Origin of the sequence: Geobacter argillaceus (genome assembly GCF_007830735.1) — a bacterium.
GTDB lineage: Bacteria > Desulfobacterota > Desulfuromonadia > Geobacterales > DSM-12255 > Geomobilibacter > Geomobilibacter argillaceus.
Window position 1 is genome coordinate 1 of the sequence record NZ_VLLN01000021.1, and the last position, 22,054, is coordinate 22,054.

Here is a 22,054-nt window from a genome sequence, read left to right on the forward strand (position 1 = left end):
GCCGTGAAGGCGGAGAACGGCGCGCACAGGACCCCGGCGATGGCCGCGATCATGCCGCTGATGACGAAGGAGAGGCTGGCCATTTTGCCCACCCGTATCCCGGCCAGAAGCGATACTTCACGGTTGAAGCCGGTGGCCCGCAGCGCCAGACCCAGACGGGTCTTGTGCAGCAGATACCAGTAAACCGTGACGATGGCGACGGTGGTACCGATGATCAAAAGCCCCTGGGTGTCCATCGGGATGCCGCCCAGTTTCAGCGGCTCGTTGCCCAGGAAGTGCTCAATCGGCATCCAGTAGAACCCGGTGAAGATCCCGACCGCGCCCGCCGCGATCGTCCCGACCGACATGGTGCCGAGGATCGGGTAGAACGGATGCACATCCTTTTTCAACAGCGGGGTGACGATGGCTGCGTTGGTGATGAACCCCATGGCACCGCCGGCTACCACGGCCAGGGGAAACGCCACCCAGAGCGGCAGCCCCAGCTTGCTGATCAGTGCCCAGCAGACCGCCACCCCTACCATGGCAAAGTCGCCCTGGCCGAAGTTCACCAGTTGCGTCGCGTTGATGATGACCGTGTAGGCCAGGCCTACCAGCCCAAACAGGCTCCCCAGGGAGAGGCCGACGATGATGATCGGTACCAGGTTTGAAAGAAAACTGTCCATATGACACCCGAGCCTTCTTGGTTGTTGGGAGTTTCCGTCCCGAACAGATTCCATTCGGGACGGAAACCGACGACGTTTCGCGACGTTCTCAGCTCTATCTCACGGCTAGCATCTTCCCGGACTTGAGGGTATAGATAACTACTCCTTCGGCAGTGAGAAGATGGTTTCTGCCGACGGCAAAGCCGCCTTTGCCACCCTTCTGACCGAGCGCCCGCTCGTAGTTGTCCAGCTTGTAATACGCATCGCGGATGGCTGTTGCGTCGTTGGGATTTCCGCTCTTCTTCAGGGCCTCAACCAGCAGGCTGATGGCGTCGTAGGTACGAATCGCCTTCTCGTCGTGATCGATCTTCTTGCCGGTATACGCCTCGGCCTTAGACCAGACCTTCTGCACCAAGGGTTTTGCACTGTCGGCTATCGTTACCGTCTCCCACCCTTCGTACATGTCCGCAGAACTGAGCGACATCGAGGCATTGAGGTTCGCGGCGCTCGTATGGATGATGAACGGCTTCCAGCCGATGGCCTTCAATGCCCGCGCAAAGACGACCGTCTCTGCTTCATAATCCGAGCAGATCAGTGCCTGGGCACCTGTTTCCTTAAGCTGCTTCGCCTGGATGCTCAGGTCCTTGGTCTTCGGCTCTGCCAGGGTCGAACCAACGACGGTGATTCCATATTCATGAGCCTTTTCCTTGATCGTTGCCAGGGTATCGGTGCCCCACGCCAGGGTGGTTCCCTCAAAGGCTACCTTGGTGTAGCCGAGTTTCTTCAGCCTCGCCAGTGAAGCCTCTACGAGCTGAGAGGCGGGAGACGCGCTGCGGAAGAACCAGGACTTACCCTTCTTGTCCCACAATTTGTCACTCTGGGGGTCAAAGGCAATGACGGAGACATGGTTCTTCTCCGCCCAAGCCTTGAGCGCTATGTTCACGGATGACGTGACCCCCGCAATGATCGCCTTGGCGTTGTATTTTTCCTTGAACATCTTCGCATTGCCGACCGCTTTGGCCGGGTCAGAGGCGTTGTCCTGCACAATGAGATTGATCGGTCTGCCGTTGATGCCGCCGGCAGCATTGACCTCCTTCACGACCATCTCCACCACCGGCGCTTCCACCATTGTCAGGGTGGCGGTAGGACCTGAAAAGTCGGTGGTAAAGCCGATGTTGATCGGCTCTGCGGCAAATGAAGGCATAAAGGAGGACAACAGAAGCGACATGAAAACAGTCAGCATCATTCCTACACGGCCCTTTGAATATCTACTCACTTTCATACCCACCTCCATGATTGGTTGATACAGCCCCTAGTTAAACAACTCACCTCGCTCTTCGCCCTCGTGCCAAACCGCAAAACATCAATCTATCAACACAACGCCAGCTTAAAACACTCATCGCTCTCCCCCCCATCACACGCCAGCATCTTTCTACACGCTCAACACACCGTACCTACAAGACTTATCCTTGTTCACCAAACGAGTTTCCGGATAAAAAAGCCAAGCAGCACCCATCGCAATCAACCATTATTTAATTGTATATACAAGCATACCTATCCTTGTCAATAAAAAGTAGTTATGCCAACAAATCTTGAGTCTTTCCCTGCAACCACACCCTGAACAGCCTATGCAACAGCCACCACTAAGACCAGGTGGGTAGGCACTGACCGCCCCCCTAACAATCTTCCCGGTAACCGGAAATTATTCGAGAGACACCTGGAACATGGTGACGATTCGCCGAGCAATCACGAAACAGCCGTTGCCCAGCGAGGCACAGCGCATTGACTGACTGGTCAACCATGTATACATTCACAAAGATGCCGTGCCTACCTTGGGACAAACACAGTACATTTCAAGTCAGTAAAACATTTATTTAGCCAATCACAATACCAGCACAACCAAGTCCACATTTTGGCATTGCCATCCTCTTCATACCTAACTATGGCGCACCGTAACTTTATCATGTTACTCATGCACCCATCACCTAACACCCTGTACGCCTGGGCTGGCCAAATTGATTGACTAGCCAGTCAATTGAATAATCAATAAATAACACCATCACCCTCTCAAGTCAAACACTTTTTTATCAAATGACAACATGCACGAATACCGCAACATCTGGAGGTATCTCAGCGCCTCGCCCACAGAGCAACCCATGAAGAATAGCCGTCACCAAGAAGGCGGTCCGGTAAAACATTCATGGAGACATTGCTTCAGAGGCACTCTGTACAAAGGCCATAAAGCCATTTCACAAGACAATCCACACGGCTAGACAACATCGCAAAACATTCGTTCAGCCGGACAAAACATTGCAGAATCAAACGGAATAACGCTTGACAACAATTTTCCATTTCACTACTGTTCTCAGAAATCGAATAGAACAGAGGCTGTGAAAAGGAGTAGTAACCGGCTGGCCCCTTCCAGAGAGCTGATGGGTGGTGCGAATCAGCAGGCGGCAACGGTGAACTCGCCTTGGAGCTTCCTTCCTGAACCATGAACATGTTTTTCTGTTCGTGCAGTAGGGAGGGACGTCAAACCCACGTGACGGGTATAATGAGGCCCGGATTTGATTCCGTGCAGATTGGCTTGACGAAGTGTACGTCGGCAGCCAGCAGCATGGCAATTCCGGGTGAAAAGGGTGGTATCGCGAAGGCAAAGCCTTTGCCCCTTGTCGGGGCGGGGGCTTTTTTATTTTTCCGGCATGGTATGCTGTACAGCACCACTCCGGGACAACCACGGACAGATCGTGCCGAGCGACATTCAACAACAGGAGGTAACCCGCGCAATGGCCAAGAAAAAGGATGAACAGACAAGCATCAGGATTTTCGACACGACCCTCAGGGATGGCGAGCAGTCCCCCGGCGCCAGCATGAACATCGAGGAGAAACTCAGAGTCGCAAAGCAGCTGCAGAAGCTGAATGTGGACGTGATCGAAGCCGGCTTTCCCATAGCTTCCATCGGGGACTTCGAGGCCGTAAAAAAGATCGCCCAGACCATTAAGGGACCGGAGATCGCCGGTCTGTGCCGGGCGGAATTGAAGGACATCGACCGTGCATGGGAGGCGTTGAAGTACGCCGGGGAAAAGGGGCGGATACATACCTTCATTGCCACCTCGGACATCCATATGAAGTACAAGCTGAAGATGGAGCCCAAAAAGGTATTAGCTGCCGCGGTCACCGCCGTGAAAAGGGCCAAGTCCTACACCAGCAACGTGGAATTCTCCTGCGAAGACGCGACCCGGACCGAGCGCACCTTCCTGGCCGAGATGGTGGCAGCGGTCATCGATGCCGGCGCGACCACAGTGAACATTCCCGACACGGTCGGCTACACCATACCGACGGAATATTTCGACATCATTTCCTACCTGAAGCAGAATGTCGCCAATATCGACCAGGCAATCATCTCCGTCCACTGCCACAACGACCTGGGGCTCTCCGTCGCCAACTCCCTGGCCGCCATCCAGGCCGGGGCCCGGCAGGTGGAGTGCACGATCAACGGTATCGGCGAGCGGGCCGGCAACTGCTCCCTGGAAGAGTTCGTCATGACGCTCAGGACCCGTCGCGACATCCTGCCTTACGTGTGCAACGTGGCCACCGAGCAGTTGACCCCTGCCAGCCGGCTGGTCACCACCGTCACCGGGATCGTGGTGCAGCCCAACAAGGCCATTGTCGGCGCCAACGCTTTTGCCCACGAGGCCGGGATTCATCAGCACGGGGTGCTGATGAACAAGACCACCTACGAAATCATGACCCCCGAATCGGTCGGGTTGAAAACGAACGCCCTGGTCCTGGGAAAACACTCCGGTCGCCACGCATTCAAGAAGCGGCTGGAAGACCTGGGGTACGAGTTCGATGATGAGCAGCTGAACAAGGCGTTTGTCCGCTTCAAGGCCTTGGCCGACCTGAAGAAGGAACTGTTCGACGAGGACCTGGACGCCATCATGGCCGACGAGGTGAATACCCAGGCTGACGAGAAATTCAAGCTCAGCCATGTCACCGTCACCTGCGGCTCGTTTGCCGTAGCAACGGCTACCGTGCAGATGGACATCGAAGGGAATCAGTGCCGTACCGCCGAACTGGGCGACGGCCCGGTCGATGCCGTCCTGAAGGCGATCAAGAAGCTGACCAAGACCAAGGCAAAGCTCCTGCAGTACAACGTCGGCTCCATTACCGGCGGCACCGATGCCCTGGGCGAGGTCACCGTACGGCTTGAAGAGGGAGACCGGACCGTGCTCGCCCGCGGTTCATCCACGGACATCATCGAGGCGTCGGCAAAGGCGTACATCAACGCCCTGAACCGGCTGCAGTCGAAAAAGGAAAGGATCGTAGAGCATCTCTGATCCTGTCCGGTTATCATCGGGGGGCTTCGGAACCATGCCGGAGTCCCCCTCTGTTTATATCCACGCGATGCACCCGTTACACAACGGAGCTGAGCTTGCTAAAATACTGGCAGTGGCGCAAAACAGTGCCGCTACCGGAAAAAACAGTACGAACAGGAACCGTCATGATGCATTCCAGTGTAGAGGACATGTTGAAGCTGCTGGATCTGGAGCAGATCGAGGAGAACATCTTCCGGGGAGAAAGCAGGGACATCGGAGGGAAAAGCGTCTTTGGCGGCCAGGTGTTGGGCCAGGCACTGGCTGCGGCCTGCCGGACCGTGAAGGGCAGCAGCGCCCACTCCCTGCACGCCTATTTTCTCCGCCCCGGGGACATGACCGCCCCGATCGTGTACAGCGTCGACCGTATCCGCGACGGGCACAGTTTCGCCACCCGCCGGATCGTGGCGATCCAGCACGGGCGCCCCATCTTCAACATGGCCGCGTCGTTCCAGAAGGAGGAGAGCGGTTTCGAGCACCAGAACGGGATGCCCGACGTTCCCGGTCCCGACGATCTGCCGTCGCTCGCGGAACTGCGCCGGCAGGCGGTCGAGCTTGACCCGGACCGGTTCAAGGACCGGTCGGCCTGGCAGGTACCGCTGGACATCCGTCCCGTTCTACCGGCCAATCCCTACCTGGCCGATACCAGCCCCCCGTTACAGACCCTCTGGATGCGCACCCTGGAAGCGGTTCCCCCTGCCCCTGACCTGCACCAGGCCATCCTGGCCTACGCCTCGGACTTCGCCCTGTTTCGCACCGCCGTCCTCCCCTACAAAAAAGCGTTGCGGGAGATGAACGCCCAGATGGCCAGCCTCGACCACTCCATGTGGTTCCACCGCCCGTGCCGGGTCGACCAGTGGCTGCTCTTAGTCATGGAGAGCCCAAGCGCCTCCGGTGCGCGCGGGTTTGCAACGGGCAGCATCTTCACCCGGGACGGGGCACTCGTGGCGACCATCTGCCAGGAAGGGTTGATGCGGATCAATCCGGTGTCGTAAAAAAGGCCGATGACCGGCCACGGCACCCTTGGCCGCCATCTGCAGGTTTAACAGCTTTCCACCCCCTGGCCCTTCTCTACTTAATCGCCAATACCTCGATACGCGGTCCAATCGCCCATCTTTCCACCTGCTTCTCGTCGCTCCAAGGCCCTTCCTGGCACCATCAATTTTTTACACGACGAATCAGAATATTACATATCAAGCCGACCACACGCCATTATATATAAAACAATGTAACCAATATACTAACATTATAGCAACGCAAAAACGGTAAGTTATGTATCCACAAACCTTTATTTCCATCTAATTAATTACTTGGAAACATAATTGCAAAACATTATTCTATATTTTCCAACTAACAGGCCCGTACCGTTAACGAGAGGTACCGGACATGAAGCCTCGGTTCACTCTCAACAGCACGCTGTGAATTCACTAAACAGCCTTTCATCCCTGAAAGGCACTCTCGAAGGAGGTAATGCATGAGAAAGATCGATGTACACAAGTTGATCGACGAGGCACGATTCAACCGGTTTCACCTGATGGTGCTGTTCTGGTGTGCGCTGGTCATCATCTTCGACGGCTACGACCTGGTGATCTACGGCGCAGTGCTACCGGTGCTGATGAAGGAGTGGAGTCTGACTCCGCTGCAGGCAGGCTCGCTCGGCAGTTATGCCCTGTTCGGCATGATGCTGGGGGCCATGATCTTCGGCCCGGCGGCCGACCGCTACGGGCGCAAATGGATGGTCGCCATCTGCGTGGTGCTGTTCAGTTCCTTCACCTTCCTCAATGGCTTTGCCCGCGACCCGCTCGAATTTGGTATCTGCCGCTTCCTTGCCGGTCTGGGCATTGGCGGGGTAATGCCGAACGTGGTGGCGCTCATGACCGAGTATTCCCCGAAAAAGATGCGCAGCACCCTGGTCGGCATCATGTTCAGCGGTTATTCGGTTGGTGGCATGTTGTCGGCCGGCCTGGGCATGTACCTGATACCGAAATTCGGCTGGTCGGCGGTGTTCTTCGTCGGCGCGATCCCGCTGCTGCTATTGCCGCTGATTCTCTACTTTCTGCCCGAATCCGTCGGCTTCCTGGTGCGCGCCAAGCGCGACGACCAGGCCGCTACCATGCTCTCCCGGGTGGAACCGGGCTTCAGGCCGCAGGCTGGGGATGAGTACAATATGCCCACCGGCCAGACCAAGCACGTCCCTCTGGTGGCGCTGTTCACCGAACGCCGGGCGCTGAGCACGGTGACGTTCTGGGTCAGTTTCTTCATGTGCCTGCTGATGGTCTATGCCCTGGGTTCCTGGCTGCCCAAGCTGATGATCAAAGCCGGCTACGGACTCGGTTCCAGCCTGAGCTTCCTGCTGGTGCTGAACTTCGGCGCTATTTTCGGCGCAGTCGGCGGCGCAATGATCGGCGACCGCCTGCATCTGAAGCGCGTGGTGATCGTGTTCTTTATCATCGCCGCGGCATCGATCAGCCTGCTCGGCTTCAAGAACTCTACGGCCGTGCTCTATCTGCTGGTGGCACTGGCGGGCGCCACCACCATCGGAACGCAGATTCTGCTCTACGCCTATGTCGCCCAGTTCTATCCGCTGGCGATTCGCTCGACCGGCATCGGCTGGGCATCGGGAGTCGGCCGCAGCGGGGCGATTGCCGGGCCGATCCTGGGCGGCGCCCTGCAGGCCATCAACCTGCCGCTGACCTACAACTTCCTCGCCTTCGCGATCCCCGGCGCCATTGCCGCGGTGGCCATGACCCTGGTTGCACGCAGCGCGGAGCATGCGGCCAAGGAGGAAAAGGATCTGGCCTTCGCCCCCGAGATGGGCTGATGGAAACCGACTGACCGTAATGAGAGGATAGAGAGCAGCGAGGTCTCCCGGTTAACTCTCCGGGAGGCCTCGCTGCTCTCAGTTCATTTCTTATTCGGCAAGTGAAGGAGTTCTCGTTCCCTCCCCTCACAGGGATTGACGGCCGAGCTGTCAGGTGCTAGCATTTGCAAGCATGAGGAGGTATGTCATGAGCAGACAGTTGAATTTGAGGGTCAGCGACCAGTTTGCCGAGCGCCTCGACCGGGTGGCACGCAGGCTGGGGAAGCCGATGGCATCGGTACTCGAAGCCATCGGCACGCCTGCCCTGGAGTCAGCAGAGGAGGACGTGATCTTCGAGAGCGAAGCGCTTGAAGCGTGGGAAGAATATCAACTGACCGGCATTCACCTGGAAGCCCCTGCCGTGGAAGAGATGTTTGCCGGCGCCTTGAAACGTGCCCGGTCAGTCATCGAGTAATCCCGACGTGAGCCGTGAGATCGTTGCAACGCCGCTGTTCGTGCGGCGCCTACAGTCGTTTCTCGATGAATATGCGGATAAGGGCGCCGTCCGCTTCATTGAGCGGTTGCACGCCAGCTACCTCGTCATGCTGGAAAACATTGCACGGTTCGAGGAGGTGGCACCGGTTCGGAGACGCACGGTCGGCGGCAAGTCCGTCACGGTCAGAGAGTACGTTTTGGATGCGGGCGCCCGAGATTTTCTGGTGCTCTACTGGGTGCCGACCGAATCATCCGAAGCGATCCTGTTGCTCAACATCCGCATCGGGGGACAAAATCGGTTCAGGTGGAAGTAAGGCAACTTCCTTTTTCGGCCGCAGGCATTGGCTCATCCAACTCTTCACCGCTCCTTGAGACAGTCTGGCAAAGGCCATCCGGCCGACTATTTCCCCGTCCTATGGCCACAGGAGCAGGAACCCGCCGAAGCGGCCGGGGTCGTTGCTGCATTGGACATGGCGTTCCCACCTGTCTGTAACCCAAAGGTCGAGTAACCGCTGTCAGGCGGCGCCAGGAATCATCTTCTTTCCATCTTCTCCGGCAGGTAGGTCTTCAGGTACCCCTTGAACGCAGTCTTTGCCTCGTCGATCAGCTCCTTTGTGATCATCCCGTAGAGGATCACCGAAATCGAGAGAAACAGGTGCACGATCTTCGTGGAAAGAACGAAGATCTCCAGCCGGTTTGTTAACTCCGGCAGGATGAAGTACCGGTTCAGCAACTCTTCCGTCTTCTGTCCGGCCAGCTTGTCCGGCTCGGAAATCTGCCCGATCGGCACCTTGGAGTTCAGAATGATCCGACGCGCAGCGGCGTTGGTGTTGTAAAAGATCGCCACGTTGTCGACGAGGTTGTCGAGTATCTCCATCCAGCTGCTTCGCTTCGACGGGTCAAGACTTGCGATCATGAATTCGAACAACTCGTCGGCGAAACGGTCAAAAAGGGCCAGTTGAATGGACTCCACATTGTCAAAAAAATGATACGCTGACCCCGGCGGAATGCCGGCGTTCTCATAGATTTCCTTGAAGGTTATCTCTTCCACGTCGCGGTCCAGGAGCAACTTGGCAGCGGCATTGAGCAGTTGCTCCCGGCGTGCTCTTCCGCGCTCGCGACTGGGCCGCTTGGCGGGTGTAGTGGGCTTTACAGGTATCATGAGGTCTCTTTTCCCAGGCCAATGAGGGGCAACGAGCCGGTCCGCCCGGTTTTTCCGGTAGTAAAACGATGTACCGCACTATCCTATAATGACGCTTCCGGGGCGCCGTCAAGCATTTTCTAACCGCAGGCTCTAGGTAACAATCAGCACCTTGCAGTGGTCGTTGGGCTTCTGCAGTGCCGCGAACATCTCCGGGACCTCCTCCAGCCCCGTGGTCGCCGAAACCAGCGAAGAGGCGCTGATCCGGCCGGCCACCAGCATCCGCATCACGAAGGCGGTGTCGGCGGGGTCATACCCCAGGGCAAAGGTGATCCGGATCTTCTTCATGGCCGCCGGAAACGGCGTCAGCTGCTCCGGCTGCATCCCCGCCCCGACCACCACCAGGTGGGTGTTGGAGGGAGCCATGTCGATGAGCTTTTGGATGATCGGCCGTCCGATGCACTCGAAGATGACCGTGCACGGCCGGCCGGTGGACCTTTCGAACTCCGCCGCCGGGTTCTCGCAGCTCCCGGCATCGATCACCAGATCCACACCGAGCTTCCTGGCCCGCTCGATGCGCGCCGGCACCACCTCGCTGACCGCCACGCTCCCGGCGCCGAAAAAGCGGGCCCAGTTCGCCAGTGCCAACCCGATGACCCCGGCGCCGACCACGACGACGTCCGAGCCGGGGGGGACCTGGGCGGTCCGGTAGGCGTTGAGCCCCACGGCGAGCGGCTCGATCACGGCCGCGTCACGCACATCGAGCTCGGGGGGGATCTTCATCGCCATCGCGGCAAAGGCGGGGGCGTATTCCGCATACCCTCCCGGAAAGCGCAGGTCGAACCCCTGGATGATCATGGCGCTGCACTGGGTGAAGTCTCCCCCCTGGCACGCCGGACAGGTCCCGCATACCTTCATCGGGAGCGAGAGGAGCCGGTCGCCCACCTTCCAGTCGCCGGCTACCTCCGGGCCGACCTCCACCACCTCCCCGGCACATTCGTGCCCCAGCACCTGTCCCGGCGGCAGCATCCCCGGGACCTCGGTGGCATGGATGTCCGAGGCGCAGATGCCGCAGGCGCCGACCTTGAAGACCAGCTCCCCCGGCCCCGCCTTGGGCCTCGGGACCTCCCGCACCTCCAGCTTTTTTCCTGCTTCCTTGAAAACGACCGCCTTCATCATGGATTCCTCCGGAAACTGATATGGTCCAACCGGAAACGCGCTAGCAGAGAGGTTCTGTTTTAATTAATCCGTTCCCCTCTTTGCCATCATGAACCTGTAGATCTTCTCCCGCGACGCTCAGAGCGGCCGTCGGGGCCGTCACCTTTACGTGCTGATGGTTGAGCAGAAAAAACGAGAGCGAGGGGATCAGGACCAGCGCCCCGAACATGTTCCAGATGAACATGAAGGTGAGCAGTATCCCCATGTCGGCCTGGAACTTGATGGGCGAGAAGGCCCAGGTGACGACCCCGGCGGCAAGGGTGATCCCGACCAGCCCGACGACCTTCCCGGTGAAGAGGACTGCCTGGTTGTAAGCGTCCTTGAGCGTTTCCCCCCGGCGCTGCTTGGCGAGCTGGACGCTCAAAAGGTATAGGGCGTAGTCGACCCCGATTCCGACCCCCAGCGCGATAACCGGGAGGGTGGCGACCTTGATCCCGATCCCCAGCATCACCATGAGCGCCTCGCAGAGGATGGAGGTCACCACCAGTGGCAGGACCGCCACCACCACGGCACGCCAGCTGCGAAAGGTGATGAAGCAGAGGATGATCACGGCGCCGTAGACGTAGAACATCATGGTGTGGCTCGCCTGCTTCACCACGATATTGGTGGCCGCCTCGATGCCGGAACTCCCGGCGGCCAAGAGGAAGGAGCGCTCCTTGGTGGTGTGCTCCCTGGCGAACTGGTCGGCCACCTTTACCACCCGGTTCAGCGTCTCGGCCTTGTGGTCGGCGAGATAGGCGATCACGGGCATCACCGAGGAGTCGTTGTTCAATAGGTCCTGGTTGTTGACCGACGCCTGCTGTCCGCCGTAGTTGAGGACATTCTGGTCACGGGACAGGGTGAACCACTTCGGGCTCCCCTCGAAGGTCCCCGAGGTCACCTGGCGGACCGGATCGACCAGGGATATGGTGGCCTGAACGCCCGGCACCTGCTGCAGGGTCCAGGCCAGACGGTCCGCCTCGATGAGCGACTCGTATTTGTAACAGCCGTCGGCCGGCGTCTTCATGATCACGCAAAACATGTCGCTGGAGAGCGCATAGTTCTTGGTGATGTAGTCGTTGTCCAGGTTGTAGCGCGAGTTGGGGCGGAGCTCCGGCGCCCCCGGGTCGAGGTCGCCGACCTTGAGGTGGAGACTGACCAGAAACCCCGCCACGGCAAGGAGGAGGGATACGGTCACGGCCGCCGTCGCCGACCGGCGCTCGGTGAAGCGGTTGAGGAAACTCCAGACGGCGCCGACCCCTTTCCCGCTGGTCACCTCGGTCTCTTCCCGGAGGCTGCGCTGCGCCGCCTTCTGGCTCACGCCGGTGAAGGAGAGGAGGACCGGCAACAGGAGGAGATTGGTGAAGATGAGGACCGCCACGCCGATGCTGGCAGTGAGCGCCAGATCCCTGATCACCGGGATATCGATCAGCATCAGCACCGCGAACCCGACCGCATCCGCCAGAAGCGCGGTCATGCCGGCGAGAAAGAGCCTCCGAAAGGTGTAGCGGGCGGCAACGAGCCGATGGGTACCGCGCCCGACATCCTGCATGATGCCGTTCATCTTCTGCACGCCGTGGGAGACGCCGATGGCGAAGACCAGAAACGGGACCAGTATCGAATACGGGTCTAGCTCGAAACCGAGGGTGGCGACGAAGCCGAGTTGCCAGACAACCGCCACCGCCGAACAGGCGATCACCAGGGCCGTGGAGCGCAGGCAGCGCGTGTAGAGGAAGATCACCACCGCGGCAATGAGGGCTGCGGCCGAGAAATAGGTGATGACCTGCATCAGCCCGTCGATGAGATCCCCGACCAGCTTAGCGAAGCCGATGATGTGGATCTTCACCCTGCCGCTCTGCTTGGCGCGGATGTTTTTCTCGAGGGTCCTGGAGAACTCGCTGTAATCGATGCGCTTGCCGGTGTCGTAATCCTTCTCTAATAGGGGCACCGAGATCATGGATGACTTGAAGTTGTTCCCCACCAGGCTCCCGATGATCCCGGAACGGGAGATGTTCTGCTTGAGCTGATCGATGCTCCCGGGGGAACCGTCGTAGGTGTCCGGCATCACCGGCCCCCCCTTGAATCCCTCTTCCGTCACCTCTACCCAGCGCACCACCGGTGTCCAGAGCGATTTCACCCAGGCGCGGTCTACCCCCTTGGTGAGGATCAGCTCGTCGTTGATCTGCCTGAGCACCTCCAGGTACTCCGGATCGAAGATGGTTCCTTTGGTGTTTTCCACCACCACGACCAGGGAGTTCCCCAGGCCGCGCAGCTCGTTCTTGTTGGCCAGGTAGTTTCTGATGTAGGGATGACTCTGGGGGATCATCTTTTCGAAGCTTGCGTTGAAGACGAGCTTCGACATCTGGTAACCCAGCGCCAGGGTGATCAGCGCGCAGACCACCACCACGATCTTGCGGTGATTGAAGACCGACCGCTCCAGCACATTGCCGGAGCCCTGGTCGAACTCCTTCAGGTCCTTAACTACCGGCATGTCCTCTATCTTGTCCATTCCGACGGCCATGACAGTTCCCTCCGTTTGCGTTCTCTAGTTCAGCGGCTGTTTCTTCACGCCGCGCAAGCCCGCCAACATCAGGCTTTGGTTATCAAGGGCCACCACCCCGGTAGCTGGAAAAGGCTGTTCCACCTTCACCGGCCGAAAGCTCGCCCCGCCGTCACCGCTCACCAGCACCTCCCCCCCCTGACTCACCAGGACGATCCGGCCGTCGCCGGTCAGCGTCCCCCCCGTCAGGGTCGCCGGCACCCCGGTCTCGATCTTCTGCCAACGCGCGCCGCCGTCGGTGCTCCGGAAGACATTCCCGCGCAGCCCAAAGGCGATCACCGCTCCCGGCTTGCCGGTCACCCCGAAAAGGGTCCCCTTGTACGAGGTGGCGACCCCGCGGAATCGACCGGTTTTGCGCTCCAGCTTCAGGACCATCCCCTGTTCGCCGCACAGATAGAGGTCCTCCCCCACCGGCCGGATTGCGTAGATGTGGAGGCGCTTTACGTTTTCGGAACGGTCCAGCAACGGCTCCCAGCTCTTTCCGCCGTCGGCGGTGTGGAAGATGAGATTGAAGGCGCCGACGATGTAGCCGCTCGAATCGTTTTCGAACCAGACGTCGAGAAACGGTTTGTTCGCCCCCGCCTCGATGGTCTGCCTGATGTCCTTCATGGCACGCACGGCGTCCGGGCCGGTCGGCGGATGCGCGGCGTAGTACCCGGAGAGTATCCCCACCGCCGCGCGTCCGTCGAGCTGCTTGGTCCAGGTCGCGCCGGCATCGACGGAATGGAGGACCACGCCGTCATGCCCCACGGCCCACCCGTTTTGGGGCGAGGGGAAATGCACCGCCACTAGGTCGGAGCTGACCGGAACGGCGGCCTGGACCCAGCTTTTTCCCTGGTCGTCCGAGTAGAGGACGTGCCCCCGCTGGCCGACCGTGACCAGGCGCTTGCCGGTCAGCGCGACCCCGTTGTAGAGGGTCCTCGCCGCGAGCGGGCTCTTCACCGCCGGGATGTCGAGCACGTCCTGGAAGGTGCCGGCCCCATAGGCGGAGAAGGTCGGAGCTGCCAGCAGCATCGCCGTGATCGTGATCAATAGTTTCATCTGCTGCTCCTTAGAACCGGGTTCAAGGTTCGAGGTTCAAAGTTCGGTGTTGAAAACCTTGAACCTTGAACGTTGAACTGCCTTACCGCACCCCGTTGCCGGCCAGCGAGTCGGGGCTCCAGTCCCTGGCGGGAAGCGGCTTGATGTAGCGGAGATAGCCGTCGTCCGCGAGGCTGATCGCAAAGCAGTACCCGCCGGCGATGAGGTCGTAGAAGACGCACGGGTCGGAGAGCGGCGCCGGGACGTCGTAGCTCTGCGTCATGGAGGAGTACCCGGTCCGGAAAAGCTGGCCGCGCGCGTCGTACTTGTCCACGGCAAGGGCCGCCCAGCTGTCTTCGTCGAGATAGTAGACCCTCTTCCTGTAGATGTGACGTTTCCCCGGCTTGAGGGTCGCCTCCACCACCCAGACGCGGTGGAGCTCCCATCTCACGTAGTCCGGGTTGAGGAACTTCGGCAGACACATCTTGTCCGCCTTGACCTCGTAGACCATCTTGTAGGCGTTGTACGGGACGTACATCTCCTTCTTGCCGACCAGCTTCCAGTCGAACCGCTCCAGCGAGCCGTTGAAGATAAAGTTGTCGTCGTAGGTGCCGGTTCCCGCCGTAGAGGGGTCGGGGCCGTCAAAGCCGATGTCGGGCGCGAGCTTCACGCGGCGCTGCCCCGGGAGATACTGCCAGGCCCGCCTCCCCTTGCTGGCGAAATCGAGGGGGTCATAGAACATGATGGACTCCCCGCTGCGCCGCGCCGGCTCGAGATAGGTGACCTTCAGGAACATGGAATGCTCGGTGCTCGGCTTTTTCTGGTCGTAGTAGGGGTACTCCTGGATCTCGATCCCCTTGGAGGAGAGCGTCCTGCGGCCTGAAGCATCGACGTTCCATACGGTGAACTTGAACTCGAACGCCTCGCCGTCGAAGCGGAGCAGGTGGTTCCACATCGCCTCGTAGCCGTCCTTGGGCATCGGAAAGGGTATCCCGGACTTCACGTTCCTCACGCTGACGCCGCCGTTGGCCGTCTGTGCCGTCACCGCATTGCGCGCGGTCCCGGTGTGGACGTACTTCGGCATCGCCGCGGTGCGGTGGGTCGGATAGACGTCGATCCGGAAGGAGGGATTCTTCTTCATCAGCGCCTTGGTCCCCTCGGTAAGCTTGTCCGCATACTGATTCAGGTTCTTCGCGCTGATCGAGAAGACGGGCTTTTCATGGGCAAAGGGGTCAGGGCGGATGCCGGAGCCCGGTTTGTACCCCGTGGGAGGGGTGGTGAGCCCGCCGGTGTAGGGTGGGATGGTCCCGTCTGCATTGCCAGCTTTCTCGGCGCCGACCGCGGTCAGGGTGGTGCCGAGTTTCTTTGCCTCTTCGGCGGTTACCGCTCCGAGGGAAACGCTTGCATATGCCAGTGCCAGACAGGTTGCAACCAAGCATTCACGCAGCCTCATGATGTCTCTCCTTCCTAGAATGTGGTCCTGAGGGTTAAAGTGACCATGTCGCGATCTTTGAGTCCCGCGGAACCGAGATCGTTGGCAACGCCCCCCTCGATCTGCCCGAAAAAGTTGACGTACTTCAGGTCGACCTTGTACTTGGTGAAGACGTCGAAGCCCAGGCCGGCGCTCCAACTCCCGGAGTCGTGATTGCCGCCGGCCGCGACCGCGGAGTTGCCGCTGATCCCCTGGCCGTAGCTGAAGGGGAGGGTCATGTCCACTCCGGGGACGACCTGGAACCAGGTCGGGATGAAGACCAGCGCGCCCCCGAAGAAGTCTTTGCTGACCTGGTCGATCGCGTTGTAGCCGACGTCGCTCGATTTCAGCGCCGCCCGGTTCTGGGTCACCTTCTCCAGGTGGTTCCAGGTGAACTCGGTGATCCACTGCGCGGAATCGAAGATGGGGGTCTTGTTGATCAGACCGAGGAAGTTGAGCACGCCGTGCCAGGTATTGCCGCGTGCGCCGAAGGTCTGGCCGTCGGTCGGCGCGGAGGCGACCACGACGGCATTGCTGTTGAGCGGCATGTTCCAGCGATGGGAGAGTTCGGCGCCCACGCTCACCCCGAGAAGCTGCTTGGAAAGGCTGACCCCGACGATGTCGATGTTGGTACCGTAGGTGAGGTAGTAGGTTCCGGCGATCCCGGGGATGCTGCTGGCGCCGGGCAGGATGGCGACCTGCGGCTGGAGGTCGGCGGTCTTGCGATAGTAGACCCCGATGGTGCCGTCCAGCGCCTCAGGACTGTAGCGAACGCCCACGCCCCAGTTCCGGAATGGGTTCGGTTCGCTCGGGGCGCCCCGCAGGAATCTCACCCCCGGCGCCGCGATGAGCGACTCGGCGCTCTCCTGCATCACGTCGGAGAAGCCGAGATACGTCCCCGCCTCCGGGTAGCGCATCTGCTCCCACTCCAGGAAGTACTGCCCCACGATGGTGAGATCAGAGGTGGGCTGCACCTGGGCCGAGATGCTGTTCAGCGGACGGAAGAGCTCCTTCGCCTCGATCCCCGGCAAGGGGAGCGCCTTGGCGAGATCGAGCGGGGACTGACCGTAGGAGATGCCGTGGATCGCGCCGCCCGCCAGCAGACCTTCGCCCCAGTAGACCGTGTGACGTCCCACCTTGAGGTTGACCGGGATCTCCCCCACCACGACCTTCCCGAAAAGTAAGGCATCCAGAAGTTCCCCGTTCGGGCCGAGGTAATAGCGCTTCGCCCTGGAGTTGAATCCCCCCGCCACCGGCTGGCCGTTGTCGAGATGGTTGGAAGAGGCGGGGTTCGTGTTGTCAAAGGGGGGCTCGTAGGCGGCATCGTACCAGCCGGCGCCGCTGACCCGGATCCCGAACCGCTTCTGGTAGGAGACGTCGAGCTCGGAGAGGAGGTCGATCCGGTTGTTCACTATGCCGTGGGCGAAGTTGCGGTCCCCGTCATCGGTATTGGAGGTGGCGGGGTCGCCCATGACCGACTGATTCTGCTGGGCCACCCTCAGACCCAGCGTGTAGCGGAGCGTATTGTCGAAACGAACCTGGACATCTTCGTTTCCCGTCTTGATTTCCAGAGCTTCCGCGCCGCTGGAAAGCCCCAGAAGAGTTGCGATGACCGCAGCCGCCGTTCCAAGCCGATATCCCTTACCGTCGCCTTTTCTCCCCAGACCGTGAAGCTTCTCATGCAATATGTTGCGCATTTGCTCCCCCCTTTGAACCCACCCGGTTGTCACACAGCGAACCCGCACCGATTTTTCCGCTTCTTTTCACTCCGTTCGGACTAGATATGAACCGCCCGCCCGTGGGCTGCCAGCACCGCCTCGTGCATCATCTCCGACAGGGTCGGATGGGCGAAGATGGTCTGCTCGAGTTCGGCTGCCGTCGTTTCCATCCCCATGGCAATGCCGTACCCCTGGATCATCTCGGTGACCTCGGCGCCGATCAGGTGCGCGCCCAGTAGTTCGGAGGTCCTGGCATCGAAAATGACCTTCAGGAAACCGCTCGTCTCCCCCAGAGCCAGCGCCTTTCCGTTCGCCGCGAAGGGGAAGGTGCCGACTCTTACCGGATCATTACGCTCCCGCGCCTGCTTCTCGGTAAGGCCGATGCCCGCCACCTGGGGATGGGTGTAGGTGCAGTAGGGAACCAGGTTCCGCTCCAGGGGACGAAGGTGCGGCAGCCCCGCGATCTTCTCCACGCAGAGCACCCCTTCGCGACTCGCCTTGTGGGCCAGACAAGGGGGTCCCGCGACATCGCCGATGGCGTAGATCCCCGGCTCGTCGGTCCGCATCCATCCATCGATCCGGATCGCCCCTCGCTGCACCTGGACCCGCGTCTTTTCCAGGCCGAGCTCTTCCACGTTCCCCACCACCCCCATCGCCAGGAGGACGCGATCCACCGTGAGCTCCCCGGGGGCGCCGGTCCCCTCCAGGGTAGCAGTCACGTGGTCGGACCCCTTGAACATCACGGTGACCCGGGTCGAGGTGTGGATCGTTATCCCCTGCCTTTCCAGTTCCTTGCGCAGCAGGAGCGAAACCTCCTCGTCGCCGGACGGGAGCACCCGGGAAAGCGCCTCCACCACCGTGACCTCTACCCCGAGCTCCTGGTAAAAGGAGGCGAACTCGAGGCCGATCGCCCCTGCCCCGACGATGAGGAGACGCCTGGGGAGCGTTTCCGGGACGAGCGCCTCACGGTAGGTCCAAACCAGCCTGCCGTCTCCTTCCAGCCCCTCCACCTCCAGCGCCCGCGCCCCGGTAGCGATGACGATGTGGCTCGCCAGGAGCATGGTTTGCACCCGATCCCTGGTGACGCGTACCCGGCCGGGGCCCTCGACCCTCCCCGTCCCCTCGAAAACCGGCACCCGGTTCTTTTTCAGCAGGTGGGCGATACCGCGCTGCAGCGAAGCCGATACCCCGCGGGAACGGCTCACCATCTCCGCCAGGTCGAACCCGATTTGCTCCGCCTTCACCCCGAAGCGCCGCGCCTCCTTGAGATGACGGTAGATCTCGGCGGAGCGAAGCAGCGCCTTGGTAGGAATGCACCCCCAGTTGAGGCAGATCCCCCCGAGGTGCTCCCGCTCCACCAGTGCGGCCCGCATCCCGAGCTGTGCTGCCCGGATGGCGGTTACGTACCCTCCGGGGCCGCCGCCGATCACTACGACGTCGAAGCTCTGTTCAGTCACTGTTTTCTCCTTGGCTAACCACCCTAACCACATAGGTTCAGTGGCCCGTTATCGTCCACCGACGCCATCTCCTCCGCCTGAAGCATCTCTTCCATCGCCTCGATCGGTCCCGATTCCGGCGCCCGAAGCTGCAACCAGCTCGGATGCCTCGTCGTGCCTTTTTCACTCCCAATGGCGGGAAGGAGCAGGGCCACGAGCCGCTCCTTGACCCTGGAGAAATCCACCATTCTCCCCAGCTCCTCCGCCATCGAGGTGACCTTCTCCCTCGGGTTCCCGCAGGGGACGATCCAGGCGAAGGGGGCCAGGTCGTTGTTCACGTTGAGGGCGATGCCGTAGGAGGTCACCCATCGTTTCACCGCCACGCCGATGCTGGCGATCTTTTTCCCCTGCACCCAGATCCCCGGCTCCCCGTCCCTCCTGACCGGTTCGAGGCGGTATTCCCGGAGCAGCGCAGCCAGGCTCTCCAGGAGGAGCTGGACGTATCGGTGCAGGTCCCGGGGCCGCAGCTCCACGATCGGGTAGACTACGAGCTGCCCCGGGCCGTGGTAGGTGGTCTTCCCCCCGCGTGCCGCGCGGCGCACCTCCACCCCCTTTTCCCTGAGCAGCATCTCGGAGAGGAGCAGGTCGCTCTCGGCCCCGCTTCTCCCGATGGCCACCACCGGAGGGTGCTCGACCAGGATGAGGCGGTCCGGAGCCCGGCCGTCGAGACGGGCCCGCACCAGCCTCTGCTGCCGGCCTGAAGAAGATTCGAAATCGAGCACCCCCCAGTCGATGACGTCCATAACCACCTCAGGTGAGCATCATGGTCGGAGAGGCCAGGTAGGCTCCGAGGTGCCCCATGAACTCCCCCACCTCGGCACCGTCCACGACACGGTGGTCGAAGGTCAGGCTGAGGGTGGTCATCTCCCTGATGGTGATCTCCCCGTCAACCACGGCGGGCCTGGCGCGGATTCTCCCTGCCGCGAGGATGCCGGTTTCGGGGGGCTTCAGGATGGGGGTGGAGCCGTCGATCTCGAACATGCTCACGTTCGAGATGGTGAAGGTACCGCCGGTGATCTCCTCCATCCCCAAACGCCCCTCCCGTGCCTTGCCCGCCAGCTCCCTGCTCTCGCGGGCGATCTCCAGGAGCCCCTTCCGCTCCGCGTTGCGAAGCACCGGCACGATCAGCCCCTCCGGGACGGCCACCGCGATCCCCAGGTGGACATCGTCGAAGAGAATGATCTCGTCCCGGGTCAGGTTCGAGTTGAGGACGGGAACCCGCCGCAGCGCCCGGGCCACCGCCATGACCAGCACGTCGGTGAAGGAGACCTTGACCGCGCCGTTCTTTCCGTAGCGTTGCTGAGCGCTGGCCAGGAAGCTCAGCGACTCGGTGACATCCACTTCCGCCGAGACGGTCACCTGCGCCGTGTTGTGGAGGCTCGCATACATGTTGTCCGCGATGGTTTTGCGCATCCCGGTCATCGGTACCACCCTGAGCGCCCCGGAAGAGGTCTGCGTCGCAGGCTGCTTCGCGCCTAGGGCCTGTTCCACGTCGGCCTTCCCGATCTTTCCACCGGGACCGGTTCCGTTCACCGTGGCCAGGTCGAGCCCCTCTTGCTCGGCTATCTTCAGGGCAAGGGGGGTCGCCCGCGGTTTCGCAGCCGCCTCGGCGACATCCTTTTCCGTGATCCGTCCACCGGGGCCTGTCCCTTGGACGGTGGCGAGATCAACCCCGAGTTCCCCCGCCAGCCGGCGCGCCGCCGGGGAAGACGGGACCGGCCGCGTCGGTGCGGGCTCTGCGCCCCGCTCCTCCGGTCCCGCTGCAGCTGGTACCTGCGGTACCGTCGCCTCGGGGAGCTGCCGCGCCAGCGCCTCGTACTCCTCCCTGGTTGCCGCGACCCATGCCACCTGGGCGCCGACTTTCACCGTCTTGCCGCTCGGCTCCATGATGCGAAGAAACCCCGCCGCGGGCGCCTCCACATCCCAACTCACCTTCTCGGTTTCGATGGTGAGAACCACGGTCCCCTGTTCGACCCGGTCACCCTCGCAGGCCTTCCATTCGACCAGATCTGCTGCCGCCATGGACATTCCAAGCTTGGGGATGTTTATCGGGACTGGCATCTCTTCCTCCTCTGTTGCTTGTTTGCTCCGTCCTGCCTGCCGGGGCAGGGTCTACCCGAAGCCGCCCCTGAGCTTCACCTGCTCGCGTACGTCCAGCTGGCGCGAGATTCCGAGGACCTTGGCAATCGCGTCGGCGATCCCCTGCGGCTGGGGGAGCACGTACTGCTCCAGGGCGCCTGCGGCAATGGGGTAATTGGCCGCCGCCACCCGCGCGACCGGCGCATCGAGGTAGTCGAAGGCGTTCTCCATGAGCAGCATCCCGATCTCCGCGGTCGCCCCGCAGCGCGAGGTATCCTCGTCGACCAGCACCACCCTCTTGGTCTTCTTCACCGAGTCGACCACGGTGTCGAGGTCGAACGGCTCCAGGGTCCTGGGATCGATCACCTCGATGCTAATGCCATGCTCCCTCTCCAGCACCTCGGCCACCTCAAGCACCACCTGCACCAGATAGCCGATGGCAACCACGGTCACGTCGCTCCCCGTCTTCTTGATGTCCGCCTTCCCGAACGGGATGAGGTACTCCTGCGCCGGGATTTCTCCCACCATCCCCATGAGGCTCTTATGGGGCAGGAAGACGACCGGGTTGTTGTCGCGGATGGCGGTTTTCAGAAGTCCCTTGGCGTCGTAGGGGGTGGAGGGGATGGCGATCTTGATCCCCGGCGAGCGCATGAAGAACGACTCCATCACCTGGGAGTGCTCCGGGCCGATCTTCGAGTACCCTCCGCACGGCGCGAGGAGGACCAGCGGGATCTCGTTCTGTCCGCCATGGGCGAAGCGCCACTTCCCGGCCTTGTGGAGGGCCTCGTCGGCGCCGCACATGACGAAGTCCACGAACATCATGTTGGCCACCGGCCGGTAGCCGGCCAGCGCCGCTCCCACGGCTGATCCGATGATGGCGGCCTCGCTGATCGCCGTGTTCCGGACCCTCTCCCGGCCGAACCTGCTCAACAACCCGTCACTCATCCCCCAGCAGTCCTGGCTGCAGTTCTCCCCCAGGAGATAGACCTTCTCATCGATCTCCATTTCCTCGAGGATCGCATCGCGAACCGCGTCCTTGTACATGATCTCCGGCATTTGA

At 61.0% G+C, this 22,054-nt stretch carries 17 protein-coding genes and 1 other annotated feature; of the genes, 5 read left to right on the top strand and 12 right to left on the bottom strand.

Translation table 11 applies throughout. The features are described 5' to 3' along the window. Together JN12_RS15105 and JN12_RS15110 are read right to left on the bottom strand one after the other, a co-directional pair. On the bottom strand, window positions 1–662 hold a 662-nt coding region (locus JN12_RS15105), incomplete at its 3' end, for a branched-chain amino acid ABC transporter permease (RefSeq protein WP_170241939.1). A 94-nt stretch (window positions 663–756) separates the two neighbouring features. Next, complete coding sequence (locus JN12_RS15110) at window positions 757–1,923, bottom strand: ABC transporter substrate-binding protein (RefSeq protein ID WP_170241940.1); 1,167 nt, start codon at window positions 1,921–1,923, stop codon at window positions 757–759. Window positions 1,924–3,022: 1,099 nt separating this feature from the next. Continuing rightward, window positions 3,023–3,314: a binding site (T-box leader), on the top strand. Between the two features lie 113 nt (window positions 3,315–3,427). Between JN12_RS15110 and JN12_RS15115 the strand changes: the two genes are divergently transcribed. From JN12_RS15115 to JN12_RS15135, 5 genes are all read left to right on the top strand, one after another. Further along, window positions 3,428–4,981, top strand: coding sequence for a 2-isopropylmalate synthase (locus JN12_RS15115; RefSeq protein WP_145024229.1), 1,554 nt, complete (start codon window positions 3,428–3,430; stop codon window positions 4,979–4,981). A 164-nt stretch (window positions 4,982–5,145) separates the two neighbouring features. Beyond that, window positions 5,146–6,012, top strand: coding sequence for an acyl-CoA thioesterase II (tesB, locus tag JN12_RS15120; RefSeq protein ID WP_246125885.1), 867 nt, complete (start codon window positions 5,146–5,148; stop codon window positions 6,010–6,012). Window positions 6,013–6,491: 479 nt separating this feature from the next. Then, complete coding sequence (locus JN12_RS15125) at window positions 6,492–7,838, top strand: MFS transporter (RefSeq protein ID WP_145024231.1); 1,347 nt, start codon at window positions 6,492–6,494, stop codon at window positions 7,836–7,838. A 187-nt stretch (window positions 7,839–8,025) separates the two neighbouring features. Beyond that, window positions 8,026–8,292 (top strand): hypothetical protein, encoded by a 267-nt coding sequence (locus JN12_RS15130; RefSeq protein ID WP_145024233.1) that lies wholly within the window; start codon window positions 8,026–8,028, stop codon window positions 8,290–8,292. Between the two features lie 7 nt (window positions 8,293–8,299). After that, entirely contained in the window at window positions 8,300–8,626 is a 327-nt protein-coding gene (locus JN12_RS15135) for a hypothetical protein (RefSeq protein WP_145024235.1), read from the top strand. 218 nt (window positions 8,627–8,844) lie between these two features. Here the strand turns inward: JN12_RS15135 and JN12_RS15140 are convergent, their stop codons facing one another. The 10 genes from JN12_RS15140 to JN12_RS15185 all read right to left on the bottom strand — a co-directional run bounded on the left by JN12_RS15140 (window position 8,845) and on the right by JN12_RS15185 (window position 22,050). Then, a complete protein-coding gene (locus JN12_RS15140) occupies window positions 8,845–9,474 on the bottom strand; it encodes a TetR/AcrR family transcriptional regulator (protein ID WP_145024237.1) in 630 nt (209 codons plus the stop codon). A gap of 132 nt (window positions 9,475–9,606) precedes the next feature. Further along, window positions 9,607–10,632: an alcohol dehydrogenase catalytic domain-containing protein gene (locus JN12_RS15145; protein WP_211360554.1), complete on the bottom strand. Its 1,026-nt coding sequence runs from the start codon at window positions 10,630–10,632 to the stop codon at window positions 9,607–9,609. 40 nt (window positions 10,633–10,672) lie between these two features. Continuing rightward, window positions 10,673–13,171, bottom strand: coding sequence for an efflux RND transporter permease subunit (locus JN12_RS15150; protein ID WP_145024239.1), 2,499 nt, complete (start codon window positions 13,169–13,171; stop codon window positions 10,673–10,675). Window positions 13,172–13,195: 24 nt separating this feature from the next. Continuing rightward, window positions 13,196–14,251 carry a WD40/YVTN/BNR-like repeat-containing protein gene (locus tag JN12_RS15155; RefSeq protein ID WP_211360555.1) on the bottom strand — a complete coding sequence of 352 codons (1,056 nt, stop codon included), beginning with the start codon at window positions 14,249–14,251 and terminating at the stop codon, window positions 13,196–13,198. An 82-nt stretch (window positions 14,252–14,333) separates the two neighbouring features. Then, entirely contained in the window at window positions 14,334–15,683 is a 1,350-nt protein-coding gene (locus JN12_RS15160) for a DUF1329 domain-containing protein (protein WP_145024241.1), read from the bottom strand. Between the two features lie 14 nt (window positions 15,684–15,697). After that, window positions 15,698–17,398 carry a DUF1302 domain-containing protein gene (locus tag JN12_RS15165; protein ID WP_145024243.1) on the bottom strand — a complete coding sequence of 567 codons (1,701 nt, stop codon included), beginning with the start codon at window positions 17,396–17,398 and terminating at the stop codon, window positions 15,698–15,700. Window positions 17,399–17,478: 80 nt separating this feature from the next. Beyond that, window positions 17,479–18,876, bottom strand: a complete 1,398-nt coding sequence (gene lpdA, locus JN12_RS15170) for a dihydrolipoyl dehydrogenase (RefSeq protein WP_145024245.1) — start codon at window positions 18,874–18,876, stop codon at window positions 17,479–17,481. A gap of 23 nt (window positions 18,877–18,899) precedes the next feature. Continuing rightward, the gene (gene lipB / locus JN12_RS15175) at window positions 18,900–19,658 is read right to left on the bottom strand and encodes a lipoyl(octanoyl) transferase LipB (protein ID WP_145024247.1); all 759 of its coding nucleotides are present in this window, start codon (window positions 19,656–19,658) and stop codon (window positions 18,900–18,902) included. A gap of 7 nt (window positions 19,659–19,665) precedes the next feature. Further along, complete coding sequence (locus JN12_RS15180; RefSeq protein ID WP_145024249.1) at window positions 19,666–20,976, bottom strand: dihydrolipoamide acetyltransferase family protein; 1,311 nt, start codon at window positions 20,974–20,976, stop codon at window positions 19,666–19,668. Window positions 20,977–21,027: 51 nt separating this feature from the next. Continuing rightward, window positions 21,028–22,050, bottom strand: a complete 1,023-nt coding sequence (locus tag JN12_RS15185) for an alpha-ketoacid dehydrogenase subunit beta (protein ID WP_145024251.1) — start codon at window positions 22,048–22,050, stop codon at window positions 21,028–21,030. Window positions 22,051–22,054: the final 4 nt, after the last annotated feature.

Excerpts from the sequence above, each read along its gene's own strand:
- JN12_RS15130 (WP_145024233.1), top strand. The coding sequence starts at position 8,026 with ATGAGCAGACAGTTGAATTTGAGGGTCAGCGACCAGTTTGCCGAGCGC.
- JN12_RS15125 (WP_145024231.1), top strand. The coding sequence starts at position 6,492 with ATGAGAAAGATCGATGTACACAAGTTGATCGACGAGGCACGATTCAAC.
- JN12_RS15180 (WP_145024249.1), bottom strand. The coding sequence starts at position 20,976 with ATGCCAGTCCCGATAAACATCCCCAAGCTTGGAATGTCCATGGCGGCA.
- JN12_RS15185 (WP_145024251.1), bottom strand. The coding sequence starts at position 22,050 with ATGCCGGAGATCATGTACAAGGACGCGGTTCGCGATGCGATCCTCGAG.
- JN12_RS15150 (WP_145024239.1), bottom strand. The coding sequence starts at position 13,171 with ATGGCCGTCGGAATGGACAAGATAGAGGACATGCCGGTAGTTAAGGAC.
- JN12_RS15165 (WP_145024243.1), bottom strand. The coding sequence starts at position 17,398 with ATGCGCAACATATTGCATGAGAAGCTTCACGGTCTGGGGAGAAAAGGC.
- JN12_RS15110 (WP_170241940.1), bottom strand. The coding sequence starts at position 1,923 with ATGAAAGTGAGTAGATATTCAAAGGGCCGTGTAGGAATGATGCTGACT.
- JN12_RS15140 (WP_145024237.1), bottom strand. The coding sequence starts at position 9,474 with ATGATACCTGTAAAGCCCACTACACCCGCCAAGCGGCCCAGTCGCGAG.
- JN12_RS15145 (WP_211360554.1), bottom strand. The coding sequence starts at position 10,632 with ATGATGAAGGCGGTCGTTTTCAAGGAAGCAGGAAAAAAGCTGGAGGTG.
- JN12_RS15160 (WP_145024241.1), bottom strand. The coding sequence starts at position 15,683 with ATGAGGCTGCGTGAATGCTTGGTTGCAACCTGTCTGGCACTGGCATAT.
- tesB (WP_246125885.1), top strand. The coding sequence starts at position 5,146 with ATGATGCATTCCAGTGTAGAGGACATGTTGAAGCTGCTGGATCTGGAG.
- JN12_RS15115 (WP_145024229.1), top strand. The coding sequence starts at position 3,428 with ATGGCCAAGAAAAAGGATGAACAGACAAGCATCAGGATTTTCGACACG.
- JN12_RS15155 (WP_211360555.1), bottom strand. The coding sequence starts at position 14,251 with ATGAAACTATTGATCACGATCACGGCGATGCTGCTGGCAGCTCCGACC.
- lipB (WP_145024247.1), bottom strand. The coding sequence starts at position 19,658 with ATGGACGTCATCGACTGGGGGGTGCTCGATTTCGAATCTTCTTCAGGC.